Annotated in this window: 22 protein-coding genes; 4 read left to right on the top strand and 18 right to left on the bottom strand. The window is 63.3% G+C overall.

The features are described 5' to 3' along the window. Positions 1-97 precede the first annotated feature (97 nt). From FYB92_RS03835 to FYB92_RS03755, 17 genes are all read right to left on the bottom strand, one after another. Positions 98-1,480, bottom strand: coding sequence for a hypothetical protein (locus tag FYB92_RS03835; RefSeq protein WP_332828196.1), 1,383 nt, complete (start codon positions 1,478-1,480; stop codon positions 98-100). Between the two features lie 117 nt (positions 1,481-1,597). Continuing rightward, positions 1,598-2,086 carry a hypothetical protein gene (locus FYB92_RS03830; protein WP_003621763.1) on the bottom strand — a complete coding sequence of 163 codons (489 nt, stop codon included), beginning with the start codon at positions 2,084-2,086 and terminating at the stop codon, positions 1,598-1,600. After that, positions 2,086-2,523 carry a phage tail fiber protein gene (locus FYB92_RS03825; RefSeq protein ID WP_003621761.1) on the bottom strand — a complete coding sequence of 146 codons (438 nt, stop codon included), beginning with the start codon at positions 2,521-2,523 and terminating at the stop codon, positions 2,086-2,088. Before FYB92_RS03825 ends, FYB92_RS03830 begins: the two co-directional genes overlap by 1 nt. Before the next feature lie 3 nt (positions 2,524-2,526). Beyond that, entirely contained in the window at positions 2,527-3,948 is a 1,422-nt protein-coding gene (locus FYB92_RS03820) for a DUF3383 domain-containing protein (protein WP_075625164.1), read from the bottom strand. 3 nt (positions 3,949-3,951) lie between these two features. Further along, positions 3,952-4,497 carry an LIC_12616 family protein gene (locus tag FYB92_RS03815; RefSeq protein ID WP_281650054.1) on the bottom strand — a complete coding sequence of 182 codons (546 nt, stop codon included), beginning with the start codon at positions 4,495-4,497 and terminating at the stop codon, positions 3,952-3,954. Next, complete coding sequence (locus tag FYB92_RS03810; RefSeq protein ID WP_003621757.1) at positions 4,455-4,829, bottom strand: hypothetical protein; 375 nt, start codon at positions 4,827-4,829, stop codon at positions 4,455-4,457. The genes FYB92_RS03815 and FYB92_RS03810 overlap by 43 nt, the downstream gene beginning before the upstream one ends. A 453-nt stretch (positions 4,830-5,282) precedes the next feature. Beyond that, positions 5,283-5,696, bottom strand: a complete 414-nt coding sequence (locus FYB92_RS03805; protein ID WP_003621756.1) for a DUF4054 domain-containing protein — start codon at positions 5,694-5,696, stop codon at positions 5,283-5,285. Further along, on the bottom strand, positions 5,693-6,130 hold the full coding sequence (locus FYB92_RS03800; protein WP_003621755.1) for a hypothetical protein: 438 nt from the start codon (positions 6,128-6,130) through the stop codon (positions 5,693-5,695). The genes FYB92_RS03805 and FYB92_RS03800 overlap by 4 nt, the downstream gene beginning before the upstream one ends. Next, complete coding sequence (locus tag FYB92_RS03795) at positions 6,130-7,188, bottom strand: hypothetical protein (protein WP_075625165.1); 1,059 nt, start codon at positions 7,186-7,188, stop codon at positions 6,130-6,132. The genes FYB92_RS03800 and FYB92_RS03795 overlap by 1 nt, the downstream gene beginning before the upstream one ends. After that, complete coding sequence (locus FYB92_RS03790; protein ID WP_192266616.1) at positions 7,188-7,934, bottom strand: hypothetical protein; 747 nt, start codon at positions 7,932-7,934, stop codon at positions 7,188-7,190. Before FYB92_RS03790 ends, FYB92_RS03795 begins: the two co-directional genes overlap by 1 nt. A 409-nt stretch (positions 7,935-8,343) precedes the next feature. Beyond that, the gene (locus FYB92_RS03785) at positions 8,344-8,706 is read right to left on the bottom strand and encodes a hypothetical protein (RefSeq protein WP_332828195.1); all 363 of its coding nucleotides are present in this window, start codon (positions 8,704-8,706) and stop codon (positions 8,344-8,346) included. Beyond that, positions 8,703-9,068, bottom strand: coding sequence for a tlde1 domain-containing protein (locus tag FYB92_RS03780; RefSeq protein WP_332828194.1), 366 nt, complete (start codon positions 9,066-9,068; stop codon positions 8,703-8,705). Before FYB92_RS03780 ends, FYB92_RS03785 begins: the two co-directional genes overlap by 4 nt. A 106-nt stretch (positions 9,069-9,174) precedes the next feature. Further along, positions 9,175-10,344: a DUF2213 domain-containing protein gene (locus FYB92_RS03775; RefSeq protein ID WP_332828193.1), complete on the bottom strand. Its 1,170-nt coding sequence runs from the start codon at positions 10,342-10,344 to the stop codon at positions 9,175-9,177. Next, on the bottom strand, positions 10,341-11,762 hold the full coding sequence (locus FYB92_RS03770; protein WP_003621749.1) for a DUF1073 domain-containing protein: 1,422 nt from the start codon (positions 11,760-11,762) through the stop codon (positions 10,341-10,343). The genes FYB92_RS03775 and FYB92_RS03770 overlap by 4 nt, the downstream gene beginning before the upstream one ends. Before the next feature lie 488 nt (positions 11,763-12,250). Continuing rightward, complete coding sequence (locus FYB92_RS03765; protein ID WP_003621747.1) at positions 12,251-13,465, bottom strand: PBSX family phage terminase large subunit; 1,215 nt, start codon at positions 13,463-13,465, stop codon at positions 12,251-12,253. Next, entirely contained in the window at positions 13,462-13,749 is a 288-nt protein-coding gene (locus tag FYB92_RS03760; protein WP_003621745.1) for a hypothetical protein, read from the bottom strand. Before FYB92_RS03760 ends, FYB92_RS03765 begins: the two co-directional genes overlap by 4 nt. A gap of 239 nt (positions 13,750-13,988) precedes the next feature. Then, positions 13,989-14,201: a hypothetical protein gene (locus FYB92_RS03755; protein ID WP_139312538.1), complete on the bottom strand. Its 213-nt coding sequence runs from the start codon at positions 14,199-14,201 to the stop codon at positions 13,989-13,991. Between the two features lie 516 nt (positions 14,202-14,717). Here FYB92_RS03755 and FYB92_RS03750 point away from each other — a divergent pair. After that, complete coding sequence (locus tag FYB92_RS03750; protein WP_332828192.1) at positions 14,718-15,308, top strand: TetR/AcrR family transcriptional regulator; 591 nt, start codon at positions 14,718-14,720, stop codon at positions 15,306-15,308. 527 nt (positions 15,309-15,835) lie between these two features. Here the strand turns inward: FYB92_RS03750 and FYB92_RS03745 are convergent. Next, on the bottom strand, positions 15,836-16,129 hold the full coding sequence (locus FYB92_RS03745) for a hypothetical protein (RefSeq protein WP_139312539.1): 294 nt from the start codon (positions 16,127-16,129) through the stop codon (positions 15,836-15,838). 335 nt (positions 16,130-16,464) lie between these two features. Between FYB92_RS03745 and FYB92_RS03740 the strand changes: the two genes are divergently transcribed. From FYB92_RS03740 to FYB92_RS03730, 3 genes are read left to right on the top strand one after another with little or no spacing between them, the layout of a single operon-like run. Continuing rightward, the gene (locus FYB92_RS03740) at positions 16,465-16,764 is read left to right on the top strand and encodes a transcriptional regulator (protein WP_075596453.1); all 300 of its coding nucleotides are present in this window, start codon (positions 16,465-16,467) and stop codon (positions 16,762-16,764) included. Beyond that, on the top strand, positions 16,761-17,636 hold the full coding sequence (locus FYB92_RS03735; RefSeq protein ID WP_332828191.1) for a hypothetical protein: 876 nt from the start codon (positions 16,761-16,763) through the stop codon (positions 17,634-17,636). The genes FYB92_RS03740 and FYB92_RS03735 overlap by 4 nt, the downstream gene beginning before the upstream one ends. Further along, positions 17,633-18,148 (top strand): hypothetical protein, encoded by a 516-nt coding sequence (locus FYB92_RS03730; protein ID WP_332828190.1) that lies wholly within the window; start codon positions 17,633-17,635, stop codon positions 18,146-18,148. The genes FYB92_RS03735 and FYB92_RS03730 overlap by 4 nt, the downstream gene beginning before the upstream one ends. Positions 18,149-18,299: the final 151 nt, after the last annotated feature.

Below are 18,299 nucleotides of genomic sequence, written 5' to 3'. Positions count from 1 at the left end.
GCACAGCTTTCTGGAAAAATATTTTCCAAAAAACCTTTATTATTTCATGATGTTATTGATATTTACTTTTCAAACAGTCCCTTATGCGGGCATGACGTCATCGTTGGCCGGTATTCGCCAGCGCCGGAAGCGACTGGCGCAACTGGTGCTGTATCTGTGTTGCAATCCTGTTCCCGTCATGGGTATTGGCATGCACGACAATATCACCGATATGCACTTCTGTTTTATGGCCGCCCGTCGCGCCGGGCGCTATATTCGCCATTTCCATCTGCCGCGTGATGATATCCGCCCAGGCCCCACGTTTGCGGTCTTCAGTGCCGTCACGACTGACGGGGCGTTCATCAAACCTGCGTATGGGTGCGGTGGCCTGACGGGGGGGATGGAAACCTGACATCAGCGCCCGTCCTACCTTTCGGGAATAGAGATCAAGACCAGACGGCATCTTCTGGGCATAGGCCTTTACCTGATCGGCGAATTTCGCACCATGCACATCAATGCCAAATGCCTGCATGATGTCCTGTGCGCGTGGTGCATGCCATTGCCCCGCGCCCAAGACATCACCCGCATCGCCGCGATGCCATGCACCAGATCCGCTTTCCTGCCCAATATTCGCAGCCACCCCCATCGCAGTCACACCCATTGCAGCCACCCCCATCGCAGCCAAACGGGAATAACCCATTCCCGCCGGCATTCGGGCCGTCTGCACTTTGCGTAACCTGACCGCCTCACCAGACAGTTTCCGGTCCGACGGGGGCGGGTTTTTCGCGGCGACGACAGGCCGGGCGGCATCCGCGGCGATGGTTTCCGCTGCCGTGACGGGGACGGTTGCATCCTGTGGCGCAAGGCCCCCGGCGTTCCCATCCGCTTGCCCCTGCTGCCCCTGCACCGGCATGGGGGGCGGATATGGTGGCGCACGCACAACGACACCCGCCCGACCTGCGATGGCCTGACGCTGCGCCGGGGTCAGGGTAGAGGTCGGGACGGGGGACGAATTCGCCTCCCCTGTCACAGGCACAGCGACAGGCGCAACGACATGTCCTGTGCCCGGCCCAATGACAGGCCCAGTGACAGATCCAGTGACAGACCCGGTGGCATCATCCCTGACGGTGCGTCCTGTCATGCGTCCTGTCACGCCCCCCGTCACATTCCCCGTCACGTCCCCCATGACATCCCCGCGCATATGATCCCCACGCATGGCCGATGGAGGCGCGGCGGCACCGGCCCGCCCATCGACGGCGGCCCCTTCCCCCATAACAGGGGGAAGCATGGCGTGCGGATGCAACGGGGTCCGCGCCCCCGCGCGGCGGGCGACGGCGCGCATGGCAAGCAGGGAGGGCCGCGCCATGTGAAATGCCGCCATCGCCGCCCGGCGCCGCGCCGCCACCCTGCGGGCGGCCCCGCGCCCTGCCTGTGCAAGCTGGCGCACCTGTTCCATGGCGCGCGACACGCCGTTGGCGGAGGAATTGGTGACAGGTGCCATTTCACAGATCCACGATGCTGTTATGGTTGCTTACCGCCGCGATTTCCAGCAGGTCATACAGGTCTTCGGTGTCATAGACGTCCTGCAGTTCATGCAGGCTTGCCAGGCGGGATGCGATCACGCAGGCGATGGCGCGCGCGACGTTGGCGCATTCCGCGCGTCTTCGCCCACCGCCAGCAGAAGCTGGGCGACGGGGAGGAAGATGAACACGCTTGCGCCCGAAAAAAAATCCGTGTGCAGCTTCATCGCCTCCATCTGCAACAGGCCCACCGTCGCGATTTCCTGTATGTCGGCGGGGATCACCGGCTGTGGGGTGGGATGGGCGGGATCGCGGATGATGCGCACGCACTGCATCAGGCGATCCAGCAGGGCATCCGCCGCATCGGGCGCCATCATGCCAAAAATGCGCATGCCGGCCTCTGCAATGCCGCCCATCCCCTCTGCCGCGTCATCCGCCACCGCGCGATAACCACCGGCAATCGCTGCATGCAGCACATGACGGCCCCAGCGGTCGGCATCAAACGCACTCATGCGGGTGATGACGAAAACCTTGCCCAGGTCCTCGCCCTCTTCCGTCACGCTATATTCGATGGATTTCAACGCCATTACAGGGCTGCGGGCAAAACCCGCTCCCACAGGATGTCGAACCGCCGCGCATCAAGCACCCGCCCCGCATTGGGCAGGGCACTTGCCGCACGCAGCACGCCACGCAACAGCGTATAACGCCGCCCCACCGACGGAAGCTGGATCTCGCCCCCGATGCGATAGATCGTGCGCGCCACATCCTGCGCCGTGACGATGGATTCGAACACAAGGCAACTGTCGGAACTTGCGGCAAGGGAGACGGACTGATGCACCGGCTGTGGCACCCACCCTGCGGACAGATAGCCATCAACCGACATCTGCGTTTCCGCCAGTTCGCGCTGGTCCGCCTCGAACGCGCGGTCGGCGCTGTAATTCGACAGCGTGACCGGCGCGTTGAACAGGCTGCTGACGGTGATGGTAAAGACCGAGTTGGCGTCGGAAATGTTATAGTCGCTCATGGATTACTGCACCTCCAGCGAAGACAGGCTGATGGACTGGACCGATCCGCCATCGGTGTACCAGAACTGACATGGGGGGGAGGCACGGGCCGCGCGCACGGTGGCGGCGGCGGTGGACGCACCGGGCAGGAAATACCACCCCCGCGTCGCCAGCGTGTCGGAAATGGTGCGCGCGGCCGCGTTGTTGACCTGCTGCTGCTGTGCCGCCGTCAGCGTGACGCCCGCACGGATCAGCCCGAACGCCAGCGCCTGGTTGATCGTGTCCTGCACGCTGGCGGCGATCAGCACGTCCCCATCCGCATTATACGGGATCTGCCCGGTATTGAGCAGCAGGCCAAGCAAGGCGCGCTGGAACGATCCGTTCAGCCATACCTGCCCGATATAGCTGTCGGCCCATGCGAACGGCCCGGACACCGCGCCATCGGACAGGAATTCGAAATCCGTGCCCGACCCGGCATACCCGCCGTAATAGCTGTAGCCATTGGCCGCAAGCGTACTGGCCATGGCTGCGGTCTGGACGGTGGGGGTAATCAGGCCGTTTTGCCGGAATTTCAGCGTCGTGCGCCCTGATGTCGTGGAAAAATCCTGCGACGCCATCCATCCCAGCGCAAGGGCGGCGACCATCGGATCGGCATAGATCGGGGTGACGCCCGCCACATCCTGGGCCGCGACCCACGCGCCGAACGCCACCGTCGTGCCTGATACCACCGCCTGCGGATCGGTATCCCACGGCACGTACCAAAAACGCGCCCCCTGTGCGGCCGTCCATTGTGCGAATGCCTGTTTATCGGCCAATGACGGTTCGAACGCGGTGGTAAAGCCGGTCCAGCCGGTATTGACCGCCACCAGCGCATCCATCACGGCCCCCGGCGTGGTGCCTGATGTCGCACCCGATGTGCTTCCTGCCGGTGCGGACAGTGTAACGGTCGGGACAGAGCTGTATCCGCTGCCGCCTGCGCCCACCGTAATGGCGACGACCACGCCGCCCGCGACCGTCGCGGTGGCCGTGGCCCCGCTGCCGCCGCCGCCCGACACTGTGACACTGGGCGCGGTGGTATATCCACTGCCGCCATTACCCACCGCGATTGCCTGTACCGCCCCCGCCGACAGCGTGGCGGTGGCCGTGGCGGTCACGGGGCCTTGCGCGCCATCGGCAAAGGTGGGACATGCGGCCATCAGCAGGGTCGAGGGCGTCTGCACCGCATTGGTGTACCCCGTGAAATAGACCTGCGCCATGTCGTATTCGACGCTGTTTTCCCCGCATGTCGCCGCGACATCGGCGGCGGAGGTGAACACGCTGACCCCCGATGCAGGCAGCCCCGCATTGCGCGACAGCACCAGCGCATTGAGGAACGCGACACCGCCCCCCGCCGCAAGGACGCCGGGTGTAACCCGGACGATGGAAGAAACAGGAATGCCGGCCATATCTTACTCCGGTGGAAAGGTTGCGTCGGTCTCGAAAATCCCGACATTGAGTGCGTTTGCGAAATCCTGTGCAAAGGTCGCGGTGGAATTGACCTGCAATGACACTGTGACCTGCCACACATCCTCGTACTGCGCGGCGTCGGACACGAAATCGCGCTGCCGGGGCGGGGCGGCGTAAAGCGGCGCGATCGCGCCATATCCCGCCAGGAACGCGGCGCAGGCCGGGTCACGAAACAGCAGCGCGATGCGCCCCGCCCCATCGCCCGCACCCGCGCCATGCAGGTCCACACGCACATCGACCTGCTGCTGCATCCACACGATGCGGCATCCCGCGCCATAGGTCGTGCGGTTGGTGGCGATCCGCCCGCGTCCCGCCACCGTCATGATGGCGAACGCGCCACAGGGCGGGGCCACACGGTTGACCTGCCCCACCATCACCGCATCCGCCGGAAGGGGAATGGTCGCACACAGCCATTGCCCCAACGCCGTCAGCACCGTGCCCTCGGTCACGTCACCTGCGGCTGCCTGCGCACCATCAGCTTCGACCATGCTGTCCCCCATTGCTCCATCTGGCGCACCACCAGCCAGTCCGCGCCATCAAAATTCACAATGTCCCCGCCCGTGCCCGCCGCACGGTCCATGCCGCCCACATCGCCCGCGACATACACGACCCTTAACGCGCCCTGCTGGCTTAAATCCCCCACATGCGCCAGTTCGTCCGACGACAGCGCCTGCACCCACACCGTCGCCGCAACCACACGATATTGCGGCGTGCGCGTAAAATCGGCATTGCCCACACTGCCGGTGGACAGCTTCAGCGTGGCCGCAGACCCCGGCCCCACAGCCCCCACCACAGCAACCGCCGCACCGAAAAGGTTCATGTCGGCCGTCCTTCATCCAGCAAGGTAAATATCCTTTGGAAATCATGATTTTTAGAGATGCAGGAGGCGCGGTCCTGATCGGGAAGGCCGACGGCATCAGGGGCGTTGCCCCCGAACCCCCACCAAAGGGCATTGCCCTTTGGAAACCATGACTGGGTAACAGATCGTGGTGCGGGGGGGGGGCGTTCCCGGTCGGGGGCGGGCTGTGACCTGAGGGGTAACCTGCTGATTGCGTCAGGGGCGTTGCCCCTGAACCCCACCAAAGGGCATTGCCCTTTGGAAACCATGACTGGGTAACAGATCGTGGTGCAGGGGGGCGCTCCCGGTCGGGGGCGGGCTGTGACCTGAGGGGTAACCTGCTGATTGCATCAGGGGCGTTGCCCCTGAACCCCACCAAAGGGCATTGCCCTTTGGAAACCATGAATTTTAACGATTCAGGGTGGGGCGGGGCATTCAGGGCCACACACATGCCGGCTGCGGTCGTCCCGGCACATACCGTGCCAGGCGCATGCGACGCGACATGGCCCAGAACTGCGCGCCATAAGGGGTCTGGTTGAACCATGCGGCAGAAGGGGCCTGCCCCTCCATCTGGGCGCGGACAGTAATACTGCCCTGTGTGGCGTCGCTGATGCGCCCGACAAGGCCATTGCCCTGCATCACCTGCTGATCCAGTTGCGCGATATGCGCCACAAGCAGGTTCAGCAACACCCCCCGTCGCGCCGCGTCCTGCGCGGTGCGGGCACGCGGGGACAGGATCACCGTGGCCTCCGCAAAATATGCGGCGGCCTGTGACGCATTCACCTGCGCCGCCAGCACCACGAAACGTTGCGCCCATGCCGCATAATCGAACGCCACGTCGGCGGTCATGCCGCGTCGCGACGGGTGACACCCACAACCGGCAACGCATCGGGGTCCAGCGGTTCCAGACCCGTGCGGGTGCCCCCATGTTCACGCAGCCACGATGTCGCGCGATCCGCCGTGCGCTCCGCCGCGATCAGGCCGTGGCGCAGGGGCGCAAAATCCGGGTTCTGCGCGCACCATGCGCTCCAGAAATCGGCAGGCACCTCCGTCCGGCCCGCCATGCCCAGCAGGCGGTTATCACGCGGGTGATAACGCGGGTCGCGTCGCGCACCGGCCAGGCGGACGGACGCACGCGGCACCGGCGGCGCCATTGCGCCCTGCCCCCGCCGGGCATCGCCCGCCCGCGCCGCCAGCAGCGCATCATCATACAGGTCCAGCACCAGCCCCGAGGGCATGCGGCACAGGACCGTAACCATGCTGTTCGATGTCGCCATATCCATCAGATCCCCGTCATGGTGGCGCAGGCCTGCGGATAGAACCACAACGTTCCCCACGTGCCCTGCGATTTTTTCTGCCGTATGGAGGTGGAGTGACGTTCCACCGCATGCGCGCGCATCTTTTCCGTAAAGCCGGTGGACACGCTGGCCTGTCCTTCGACCTCATTGACAAAAAGCTGCATCATCGTGGACGCCACCATGCCACCACCCAGCGCGGTCCCGGCCTCGGGCAGGGTCTCGATACGCAGGTTCGGCAGGCTTTCGGCCAACAGTTCACGCAGCTTTACGTTATACTGGTTGGCATAAAGCAGACACTGCTGACGCTCGGTCGGCAGTACCAATGTCATCGGCGTCTCCAGCGTCAGGTTGCCGCCCATCTGCGTGACCAACTGCGCATACAGGCGCAGCACATCGTCAAAACACTGCAACGGATCGGACATCGCCAGCCAGTCGGCCGCCCCCGTGGCCGTGCCATTGCCCGTGACCTTCGGCAGCGGCTGGATCGCGGCGGGAAGCTGCGGGTCATTAAGCGCACCGTAACATTCCAGCCCCGCCACCCCGAACAGGTAGGTCAGGTTCTGCTGCTTGCCCAGCACCGAGATCGAGGCCAGGTTGCGCTGGTTCACCAGGTCGATGCGCGCGGCCCCCATGCGCGCGACCTCGCGTTCGCCCCAGCGGGTCCAGGTCTGGTAATGAAAGGACTGGCGGCTGATCCAGTTGGCGTTGGCGTCCACCTCCCCATCGGCGCTGTAATCGCCATAGGCGGCGGTGCGTCCCGACAGTTCGACCACAGGGAACATCGCCGTATCCGTGACCCAGTCGCCCTTGCGCACCTCGCCATAGATCTGCGCCGCGCGGGTGGGCGCGACCAGCGCGCGGATCACCACCGGATCGGTATAGGTGGTGAAAATGGCCGGAATGCCGGAATTGGCCGCCGTCACCGCGCCATCGGCATCCATGGCGAGGCCACCTGCGGGGAAATAGTCCCGCACGCCCTCCAGATGGATGCCATATTGCCGCGCCAGCACCGGCGCGTCGTTGCGAAACAGGGATGCGTTCATCAGGAAGCAGCTTTCGTAATGGCGATCAGGCCGCCGGTTGTGGCAGGCAGGGCAACACGCCAGCCGGTCGCGACATAGCCGTCGGGCACGTCCGCCCCCGGTGCGATGGCGCTCACGCTGCCGTCCGTGATGGAGGCGCAGACCACATCCCCCCGCGCGGCGTCATCGGCGCAGGCGCAGAACACATCGCCCCCGTCCGCCAGCGTGACCATGAAACCCTGCGGGATGGTCATCGTCGCTTCCTGCAGGTACTGCGTCATCAGCCCCTGCTGTTCACGCACGACAAACCCGTCCGGTGCGGCGGGCGTCGCCACGGGGGATGCAATCGTGACCGTCGGCGCGGTGGTATAGCCCGTGCCCCCGGACGTGACGGTAATGCCCGTCACCACGCCGTTGCTGATCGTGGCCACAGCCACCGCCCCGCTGCCGCCGCCACCCGACAGTGTAACGGTCGGGACAGAACTGTATCCCGCCCCGCCCGATGTGACCGCAAGGGCGGACACGGCCCCGGCGGACACGCTGGCGGTGGCCGTGGCGGTGGTGGTGGCCGTCGCACCGGACGGCGGGCTGTTCAGCACCGATGCCCCGTCCGCCTGCACCCACGCAAACGCCGCGACAGCAACGCCGCCCGCACCCGCCCGCAGGCCATTGGCCCACGCCAGCACCGACCGGCGCGGGTTTTCCGACGCCCACGCACCCGCAAAGGATACGGGCCAGTTATAATTGACCGTATTGGGAAAAGGCATGCACAGCCTCCATGTTTTTTAAGTAAAACCGCATGCGGGGGCACAGGCCATCAGGGGCGTCGCCCCCGAACCCCCACCAAAAGGCATCGCCCTTTGGAAACCGGTATTTTCAACAGATCAGGGTGCAGGGCGCGTACCCGCTGCCAGAGCCAGAGCCAGAACCGGGGGGCTCCACGTGCCGACGCGCCTCATGCACCCAGAAAAAACGGATACCGGATCACACCCCCGGACCCAGAGACTGTTTGAAACGTCAGGCGCTATAACATACTGAAATGATAAAGGTTTTTGGTGAATATTTTTCCAGAAACCTTCGAAAGACGCTGCCTTTTTCGATCAAAAGGCAGCACCCAAAAACTTTTCTTGTTTTTATCAATGACTTGTTTTCAAACAGTCTTTCATAACCCCGAAATTACAACCCCGGACTGGGATGCGCCGTAACAATGAAGACATCCACACCCGACATGGAACATTCCTCATTCGACGCATCGCTGGTGGTAATGACATCGAATGTTTTGCCGGTCTTCTCGCGAAAGGTAATATGATAAACCTCGCGATACAGGCCGTGCCCTCTGGGCTCTGCCGCAAGGCGCGTGGCCTTCGTGGCCGTGAAATCCATCTGATCCGGGTCAATCATCCCGGCATTTTTCAGGGTTCCATACGCGATACTGCCCGGCCAGTCGGCACAGTCCGGCGCCTTTGCAGGTGCCGCCATGACGCCGGATATACTCGCCACCATCAGGAACGATATCAGACAGGGAATACGGACATTCATTCTGTTACCTTGATAATATGGTCGTTACTCATCCATACCTTCTGACGTGCAGAATATGAAACAATCATACAACCATTCAAAGCACGACCCGGATGTGCCTTGCTGTCACCATGCATCATGATACCAGTACGCCCCGAAGCGATATTCCCATTTATCGGCGTCAGGCGCATTGTATATGCACCGGAATGCGAATGAAAAAACGGCGCACCAATCGAATAATCACCTGCTGGCGTTGGTCCGACATGACGAACGCCCTCCATTGCAGGATTGTTCTTTCCTGCATCAATACCGGAATATCCCTTCGTCACGAGAACACCGTTATATTTCAATTGTCCGGTAGATTGACGATAGACCCAAGGCATTCCACATCCTGCCATGCTTTTGCGTTGCCCCTGCCCCCCAGCAGGGGGCATCCCCCTTTGGACACCGGTATTTTCAACAGATCAGGGTAAAGCGCCCGGATGCCGCCTACAGCACGCGCGGCGCACGGGTCACGCCAAAGCGGGCGTTGAAATCCGGCGCGGCGTCAGTGGCCAGCGCGGCACCGGGGGCGGCCTGTCGTGTACCGATCACCATATCAACCATCGGGCGCAGGGCCGACGGGTGCAGGGCCGCCACGTCATGTCCCGCCTGCGTCAGCGCATAGCGGTAGATGGCGTCCGCGCTGTCCATGCCAATCACCTCGCCCACCAGCGGGCGGACGGCGCGGCGTGCGTCGTCGATCGCGCCAAGGCGGCTGCGTTCCCCCGCCAGCGCGCGGGCCACGGCGTCACGCACGGCGGCGTCTGACGCCATTTCGGGTGCGGTGGCGGGCACGATGCCGGACGGTGTTGCGGACACTGTTTCTGGTGCTGTTTCTGGTGCGGCGCCTGACGTGGCGCCTGACGTGGCGCCTGACGTGGCGCCTGACGTGGCGCCTGATACGGTGGCAGGGGGACGGCCCACCGCCGCACGCGCCGCCAGCAGGGCCGCCGACAGCGCATCGGGCGCGGTGTCGGGCGTCAGCGCGCCGGTGCGCAGGGCGTGGCCGATGACCTGCAACGTAAAGGTCGCATCGGGTTCGGGTAAGGGTGCCATCATGTTCTCCTGTAGTGCGGAATCGGCCACCAGCACGTCCGGCCCCGCCCGCCCGGCGGGGACAAGGGCGACATGGTTGCCGCGAATATTGCGCATCACCCCGTCATAGGGCTGCCCCCGCCAGCGCCCCGGCGTCATGTCCGCGTCATAGCGATAGGCGCACGACAGTTCACGCCGCCCGCCATCGCGCACCATGGCGATCGCATCGGCGTCCCAGATCGCCAGCGCATTGTCCAGATACGGGTCAGCAAAGGCGCAGTCGGTGCCGGTCGCGCCCACGGTGATATCGCGGCGCGGGTTGTCCGCCGACACATGCGCATGATCGGCCAGGACAGGGATGGCGTTAAAGGTCGGGGCCGCGCGCGCCAGTTCATCGGGCGCGCGTAAAAGTCGGTACAGGCCATCCGCCCGCAGGCCCAGCGCCACATGACCGGGGATTTCCGACCCCCGATAGGTGTTGACGCCTGCCTTTGAAATATGGGTCCGCGCGACATATAACCGCCCGTCCTCGTCCGTTACACGGACCGAACCGATCCGGTCATGGGCCAGCATATCGGTCATGAATGTCCTTTCGTCGGGGCGACGCCCGCCGCCGCGCGCAGGGCGTCGATACGTGCGCGGGCATGGTCAATGTCCGCGCGTTGCGCATCGTCCATCTGCCATAACGGCACGAATGCAAAATCCAGCCGCGGATCGACCTCCCCCCACAGGTGCAGTTGCACCATGCGAAACATCCGGTCGAGCACCGGGGCCACATGTGCCTCCTGAAATGCCGTGATTTCGTCGTAAAAGACACGGATTTCCCCATCAGAGGAGGCATTCAGCCCGGCAGGCTGGATACCGAACAGCTTGACCAGCGGGATACCGGGGATCGAGGCCATGAATTCCTGTGACTGGGCCTGAAGCTCGCTCAGTCCCGACAGCGGGGTGGCGACGATGTCGAAATCCTCGTGCGTGCGGTCGATGACAAAAGTGCCGTGGTTCGACTGATACGCATTCATCGCCTCCACCCGGCCCGTCAGGCTGTCGGTATCGACCTGCGCGGGGCCGGTCCCGTCGCCATCGCCCATCGCACCGGCCATGTCGGTTTTCAGCACCTTGGTCGCAAAATTGCTGACCAGATCGGACACGGACTGGCGCGTGCGCAGGAAGTTATGGACATAGGTGCGCAACATCTGCGTCAGGCTGGGGCCGCCGAAATTGAAGGCGGGCTTGAAAATATCCGATACCTCGAACGGCACCATCGAAAACAGGCGGCTGGCATCCACCAGCGTCCCCTGCACCCACCATGCGCGCGGGCAAAAGTAATCGGGGCGCAGCGGCATGTCGGCGTTATAGCTGTCGGGGGTGGTCCATAACGGCTCCACATTCAAAAAACGCCTGATCGCGCCACGGGCGATGCCATTCGGCCCGATCACCAGCGGCGTGCCCTGTCCCGCGCTGCTTAACGCCTGTCCCATGTCCGGCCACACATGCCCCAGACCAAAGCCCAGCGCATGGATCACCTGCCGGCGCAGCACCTCGCGCACGCGCAGGCGTCGCATCTCGGCCCGTAATTGCGCCATGCGCGCCACAAGCGCATCGTCGGGCGTATCGGTTTCGGGCGTGGTGATGCGCACCCATTCGCGCGTGGCTTCGCGCGCGATGACCTCAACAGGCTTGCGGAACTCCGCGCGCTGCATCATCTGCGCCAGCAGGGGATAACCGACAAAGCCCAACGCATCGCCAAACGCGCCATCACCGTCCCCCAACCCCATACCGGCCCAGTCATGCACCCCCGACAGCGCCCGGTCCATCGCCAGCGCCCCCGCCCCGCGCACCCCCGGCGGCGGGACATAGGGACGCAGGCCATCGCGCGCACCCGATGGCAGGGCGGACGCCATACGGCCAAAGCGCGGCATGGCGTCGGGACGCGGCACAACGCGCGGTTCACGCCGCACGCGCGGGGGCGTGGGCGCGCGGTGGAACCAGTGTTTCATGATGCTGTTTCCTGAACGCATGCAACAGCCGGACACCGCCCATGGCCTGCACGCTGTTTTGTTAAAGTCACGGTTTCCAAAAGGGAAATACCCACCCCCCACCAGACCCGATCAAAGTCATGGTTTCCAAAGGGCAATGCCCTTTGGTGGGGGGGCGGGGGCAACACCCCTGAGCAACACCCCTAGGCAACACCCCACCCACCAGCCACCACCAAAACCCGGCAAAAAACACACCCCACCCGGACCCGATCAAAGTCATGGTTTCCAAAGGGCAATGCCCTTTGGTGGGGGTTCGGGGGCAACGCCCCTGAGCAACACCCCTAGGCAACACCCCCACCCACCGACCACCACCAAAACCCGGCAAAAAACACACCCCACCCGGACCCGATCAAAGTCACGGTTTCCAAAGGGCAATGCCCTTTGGTGGGGGTTCGGGGGCAACGCCCCTGAGCAACGCCCCCTGAGCCACACCCCCTGAGCAACAGCGGTCAGATCCTGCGGATCGCAGCAGGCGTAAAGGCAGGCATGCGGCGGCGGTTACGGATCACCCCATCCAGCGCATAGCGCAGCGCGTCGATCCCGTGGTCCCACCCATCGGCCAGCACCGGCAGCACGTCACCCGTCAGGCGGTCCACGCGCCATGAATACAGCCGCAATTCACGCGCAATGTTTTCGCAACGCGGATGCACGCGGATACAGCGGAACGCGCGCAGGCGGGCGATCCCGTCCTGCACCGATCCGGGCCATTTCGCCGCCGCCGTCATGCGAAAACCAAAGCGCGTGGCAAGGTAGCTGATTGTTTCCGGCCGGGAGGCATCGGCGCGCACGGGCCATTCGCGCGCCCCTGGCACATGATCGAACAGGGCGGCCAGATCGTCCATTTCCACCCCCGTTGCAAAGACCTCGTGATCGACATGCACGATGTCATCGGCGATAAAGCACCGCACCATCACCGTCGGATCCCGCGCAAAGCCCCAGTCCACGCCAAAATACAGCCGCGCGTCGGGCGGGGTCGTGAACTCCGCCACCTCCACATGCCCGCCAAAAACCACGGCGTCACTGCGGGTGCGGCATTCGCCCTCCCACACATGGTCATAACTGTCGGGGTCATGACGCAGCATGCGGCGGCGTTCCGCGTCCAGTTCGGGCGGAAACCACGGATTGTCACGCCAGCCCACATGACGCACAATGGCGTCGGGATCATCACGCAGGGCACGCATCATCTGGTGCATCGGCGCGTCCTCGCGCTCCGGGTTATAGGTGAACCAGATTTCCGACCCCGGCGCGCGGATCGTCGGCAAAAGGATGTCCAGACTGGCGCGGCTCAGGCTCTGCGCTTCCTCCACCCAGCAGATATCGACTTTTTCAGTTGACTTGATCGCCTCGACATTACGGCCCAGACCCCGAAACAGGATTTCCGAACCGCATGCCGTGGTCAGCAGGTTTTCACGAATCCGAAACCATGGCCCCAGCCCCAGCGCCGCAACCTGATCCGACAGCAGCCGCCGCACCGAATCGGCCATCGAGCTGTGATATTCCCGACAGCATAATATCCGCAACGGGCGGGCGGCGGCCATCGCCACGATCACCCGCGCGACGGTCCAGCTTTTGCCGCTGCCACGGCCGCCATACAGGATTTTGTACCGCGCCGGACGCATGATATCCGCACAGGCGGGCGGGATTTCAATGCGCACCACCGTCATGCCCGCACCATCGCACCGGTTTCAGGCGATAACAGCGCAGGCGCAATCAGCAATGTGGGCGCACCGGATACAGGCGCACCGGGCACGGGGGACGCATCGCCGGTCCCGGCCGTGGCCTTGCCCCATCCGCGATCAAGTATTTCCTTTAACGCGGCAAGGCGCGTCGCCTCGCTGGCGGCATGGCAGGCAAGGTCAAGCAACGCCGCAACCACGACATCACGATGGGTGCGCAACATTGTTTCAAGCGCGTGCTGCGGGGATGCGCCGTCGCTGTGCCCGGACATCGGCGTCTTTCCTTTATGCTGCACTGCAAAAAGGATGGACCGGGCACAAAAAAAGCCGCGCCGATCACATCATGGATCGGGGCGGCCCGGCATCGGGGCGAAATGTATCAGGTCCATCCCACGGCCCGGGGCGCACCCCTTGCCGAGTAATCGCAATATGTCGCGGAACCTGACATCCCTCAAGAAAAAAAAGCGTCCATGGCGCCGACCGCCATCACGCATACGTCAGCCCCCATCCCTCAGTCCCACTGAATCGCGGCCGCCGCATGCATCGCGATCCATTTCTGAAAATCCGTTATGGTTTCATAAACGATACCATCGTCTGGCAACTGCATGTCGGTCACGAACCCCACCCGGCCCGTGGAACATTCCAGCACGATCCGCTTTTCCTTGCCCCGGAACAAAGGGGTCCATATCTGGCCGCCACAAATATGGAAATGATGATGCTTCATGACCAGCATATCTCCCTCACATGCCTGAAAATGGATTGCATTTATATGGATAAATAATAGTTAACGCATAGCTGAAATCAGGTAATTGCTTTAGATTTTCACCCAGATTTCGCAAACGCACTTATATTTTACACATAACCTTCATGGCAGATATACAGATTTTCGTAATATGAACATCCGTTACATCACAGGTGTCGAAGCTTATGTAGAACAGCAAAGTTTCAAATGCGTACCTTCATCACATTTTATAATCTTCACGTTATCACAACATCCGTTGACACCAAAGCATAACCCTTTTGCCGTGAAAGAAAGCTAATGGGTTATATTTTGGTTCGGCAACCAAAATAATCGGTCCGGTCCAATATTCCGCGCACCTGCGCCCCACAAAGCACACCTGCCGCGACGGCCCTTCGCGCGCGGCGCACATGTGCAACGCGGTGGGGGTCTGTTCCGTTGGGGGCGTACTTATTGTAATATGCCCGCGCGACACAGACGCCGAGACGGACAAGGACGCCCATGAACACCCCCCTTACCGACCATGACGAAACCGTTGCCCGGATTGGGGAACTGTTTCGCACACACGGATATGCCGGCACGTCGCTGTCGCAGATCACGCAGGCCACCGGCAAGGGGAAGGGGAGTCTGTACCACTTCTTCCCCGGCGGTAAGCATGACATGGCCGAACAGGTCCTGGCGCAGGTGGAGGCATGGTTCGCCACCAATGTGTTCGACATTCTGGACGCCGCCGCCCCCGATGACGCGATCGCGCGCATGTTCGCCGCCATCACACAATGGTATCAGGAAGGACGGCGCGGCAGCCTGTTCGCCGCCTTTACGCAGGAAGCCGCGACGCGCGCGCTGTTTGCGCGGCGCATCGACGTGTTCTTCCGCCGCTGGGTCATCGCGCTGCGCAACATGCTGCGTCGTGCGGGGGTGACGGGGGGACAGGCGACCTACCTTGCCGAAGACACCATCGCCGCCATCCATGGCGCGCTGATGCTAGCGCAGGGGCTGGATACGCCACGGCTGTTCACCCGCATGATGGACCGCGCCGCCGCGACCTTGCGTGATGCATTGCCACACAGGACACAGCCCGCCCGCCGCTGATTGCTGCAACTGGTGCGGGGGTGGGATATGGGCGCCGATGGGGGATGGGACGCCGTCCCCCATCGCATGGGCACTGCCATTGTTGACATGCGGGACGGTCCTGTCACGGATGATGGTGCCCCCCCCCTGTATGGGATAGCTATCTGGGATAGCTGCCTGGGATAGCTGCCTGAAACATCAGGCTTAATAATATCCTGAAATCATAACGGTTTTTGTGAAGTTTTTCCTAAAAGACTGTTTGAAACGTCAGCCTTAATAACATACTGAAATTATAAAGATTTTTGGTGAAGCTTTTTCTAAAAAGCTTCAGAAGACACCGCCTTTTTGAAAAAAGGCGGCACCCAGAAACTTTTCTTTTTTATCAATGATTTGTTTTCAAACACATCCTGACACTCATCCCGCGTCACGCCGCATGCCAGAGTAAGGCGGCATAAATGCGCCTTATCCACAGATTCTGGGGAAGGATTTACGCACAATCCTGTGGATAACACGTGTGCGCCCCCTGAATCATGGGGGGCGACAGGGGGTCATGCGCCCCCGTCCCCCTGCAGGTCGCGTGCGGCATCGGCGGCATCGGCGGCGCGGCTTTCGCCCATGTCGCTGGCCCATGCCTCCACCTCCTGATCCACCCGCGCCAACGCCGTGCGCACGGTGTCACATTCATCATCCAGATACCCCAGAAGGTCGGCCCCATCATACGCCCCCTCAAACCGGGTGGCCGACAGTTCGGACCGGATCTGTGACAGGCGCAACAGCCGTGCCCGCAACTGCGCCACATACCGCACCGCCCAGCGCGGATGGTCCGCACATATAGTGTCCATCTCTCCCCCACCATGCATGCGTATCGTCCCTGACATCCTGTTACAGGGGCATAATGTGCATTTTTTATATACAAATGCACAAGGCCAAACTCCTCCCCATACCGTCACACACGCCCCCTCCCCGCGTGCGCCGGACCCGTTCAATCGTGGTAATCAAAGGGTTTCGTCCTTTTTCAGGGCAGGGTGCAAGGGCGTTTGGGGCGCGCATCCGGCCTTCTGGCGATGTGCAAAATTTTCGCTTGCATTTTGTGCGTCTTTGTCGCACACCATTTTGTATGAAAAAAATGCACACACAGCCGGACCCTGTTCCGGCCCCCCACACCCGGCGCGCGCCCTTGCGCCCGGGCATATCGCACCGCACGCGGCCACCGCGCATTGACTGGTCCCGGCTGGACCCACAGGTCGCGCACCTGCGGGACAGCGGGCTGAGCAATCGGGAAACGGCGCGTCGGCTGAACCTGAATGTCAAGACGATGGAAACCCGCCTGCGGCACCTGCGGCTGCATCAGGCGGCGACGCATATGGCCTTGCGCGGGGACGAAGTACGACGCGCCTGCCTGAACTGTGACGCGGCGTTTATTGCGGATGGGCGTTTCCTGCGGCTGTGCCCCACCTGCCGGACGATGTTCGGATGAACGGCCCCCCCGACATGACTGCCCCGGCCCCGTTATCACCGCCGGATTGTGACCTGCGCGGGTATGAGTTCATGCCCCTGTTCGGGCATCGGCTGTTTTGCGGGCCGTTATATACCCAATGCACCGATGCGGAATTCCGCGCCGCGCTGCGCCTGTGGTGGTCGGCATGGAATCAGGTGCCCGCAGGCAGCCTGCCGATGGAGGATCGCGCACTGGCGACGCTGGCTGATTTCGGGCGCGATGTGCGGGCATGGCGGCGGGTGCGCGCACGGGCGCTTGACGGGTTTGTCGCCTGTTCCGACGGACGCCTGTACCATCCGTTACTGGCGCGCGAGGCCACACGCGCCCATGTGGGCCGGGTCCGGGCGCAACGGCGTCGCAATGATGATGCCGAACGCCTGCGCCGGTGGCGGGGGACACGGTCTGACCCGCCCGATACCCACCCCGACCCCACACCCGCGAAACGCGTTTCATCCGGCGTGGACAGGAACAGCGAGAGTGAGAGTAAGAGTGAGCCCCCCGCCGCGCCGTACGCGGCGCGTCCGCCGGTCCCCGGCGCGGCGACGGCTGACATGATGCCCCCCGATGCAACGCGAACCCGGGACATGGCGGCGATGGTGGCGCAGGCGGGGGACCTGACGGGACGCGGCCCGCGACAGGCACGGGCGCTGGTGGGGCAATGGATGAAGATGGCCGGTGACGATGCCGCGACGCTCGGCGGGGTGCTGCATGACGCCTGTGTGCTGCGCCCGGCGGACCCGGTGGCATGGGTGATCGCGTCCCTGCGCCAGCGCACCGGCGACGGCCCCGCGCACGCACGCGACACGCGGCTGGCGGCATGGGACGCCATACCGGACCTGCGCGGGATATGACGATGCATGACATGACCGACCCACACGCCATCCCCATTCCCGCCGTGCCGGACGGATGCGCATGGCGTCCGGCGGCGGGGGATGTCGCGGGCCTGCTGGCGGCCATGCGCGCGGGGATGACCATCCTGCCACGCGACCTGACGCCCGCACGCCTGCACGCCCTGCGCACGCAGATGGCCCATGCCGATAACGCCGCCCGCCCCGCGCCGCCGGTCGTCATTGCCGCGTGGCTGAAAAAACTTGCCCCGCTGGTCAGCAATCCCCCACCCACGGCGCAGGTCGTGGGACAGACCGCCGCCATTGCCGAAGTCTGCGCCGATATCCCGTTCGGGGCATGGACACCCGCCACCCGCATGGCCTGGTGCCGACAGCCGCCGCGCAACGGATATCCCGTCGGCGCACGCTGGCCCGCGCCCGGCGAACTGCATGCCCTGCTGTACCCAACAGCACAGCGCATCCGCACGGAACAACATAATTTGCGGCGGCTGCTGACATTGCGGGAACGGGAATGACCCATTGGAAACCGTGACTTCGTCAACAGATCAGGATGCGGGGAACATGCGTCCCGCCGGGGCCGGGCGGAACGCGGAGAGGGCGACTGTTTGAAAAGTCAGGCGTGATAACATCCTGAAATCATAAAGGTTTTTGGTGAAGCTTTTTCCA

The organism is Novacetimonas sp. GS1 (assembly GCF_036686925.1).
GTDB classification, from domain to species: domain Bacteria; phylum Pseudomonadota; class Alphaproteobacteria; order Acetobacterales; family Acetobacteraceae; genus Novacetimonas; species Novacetimonas hansenii.
This window is presented reverse-complemented; position numbering and strand designations above follow the sequence as displayed.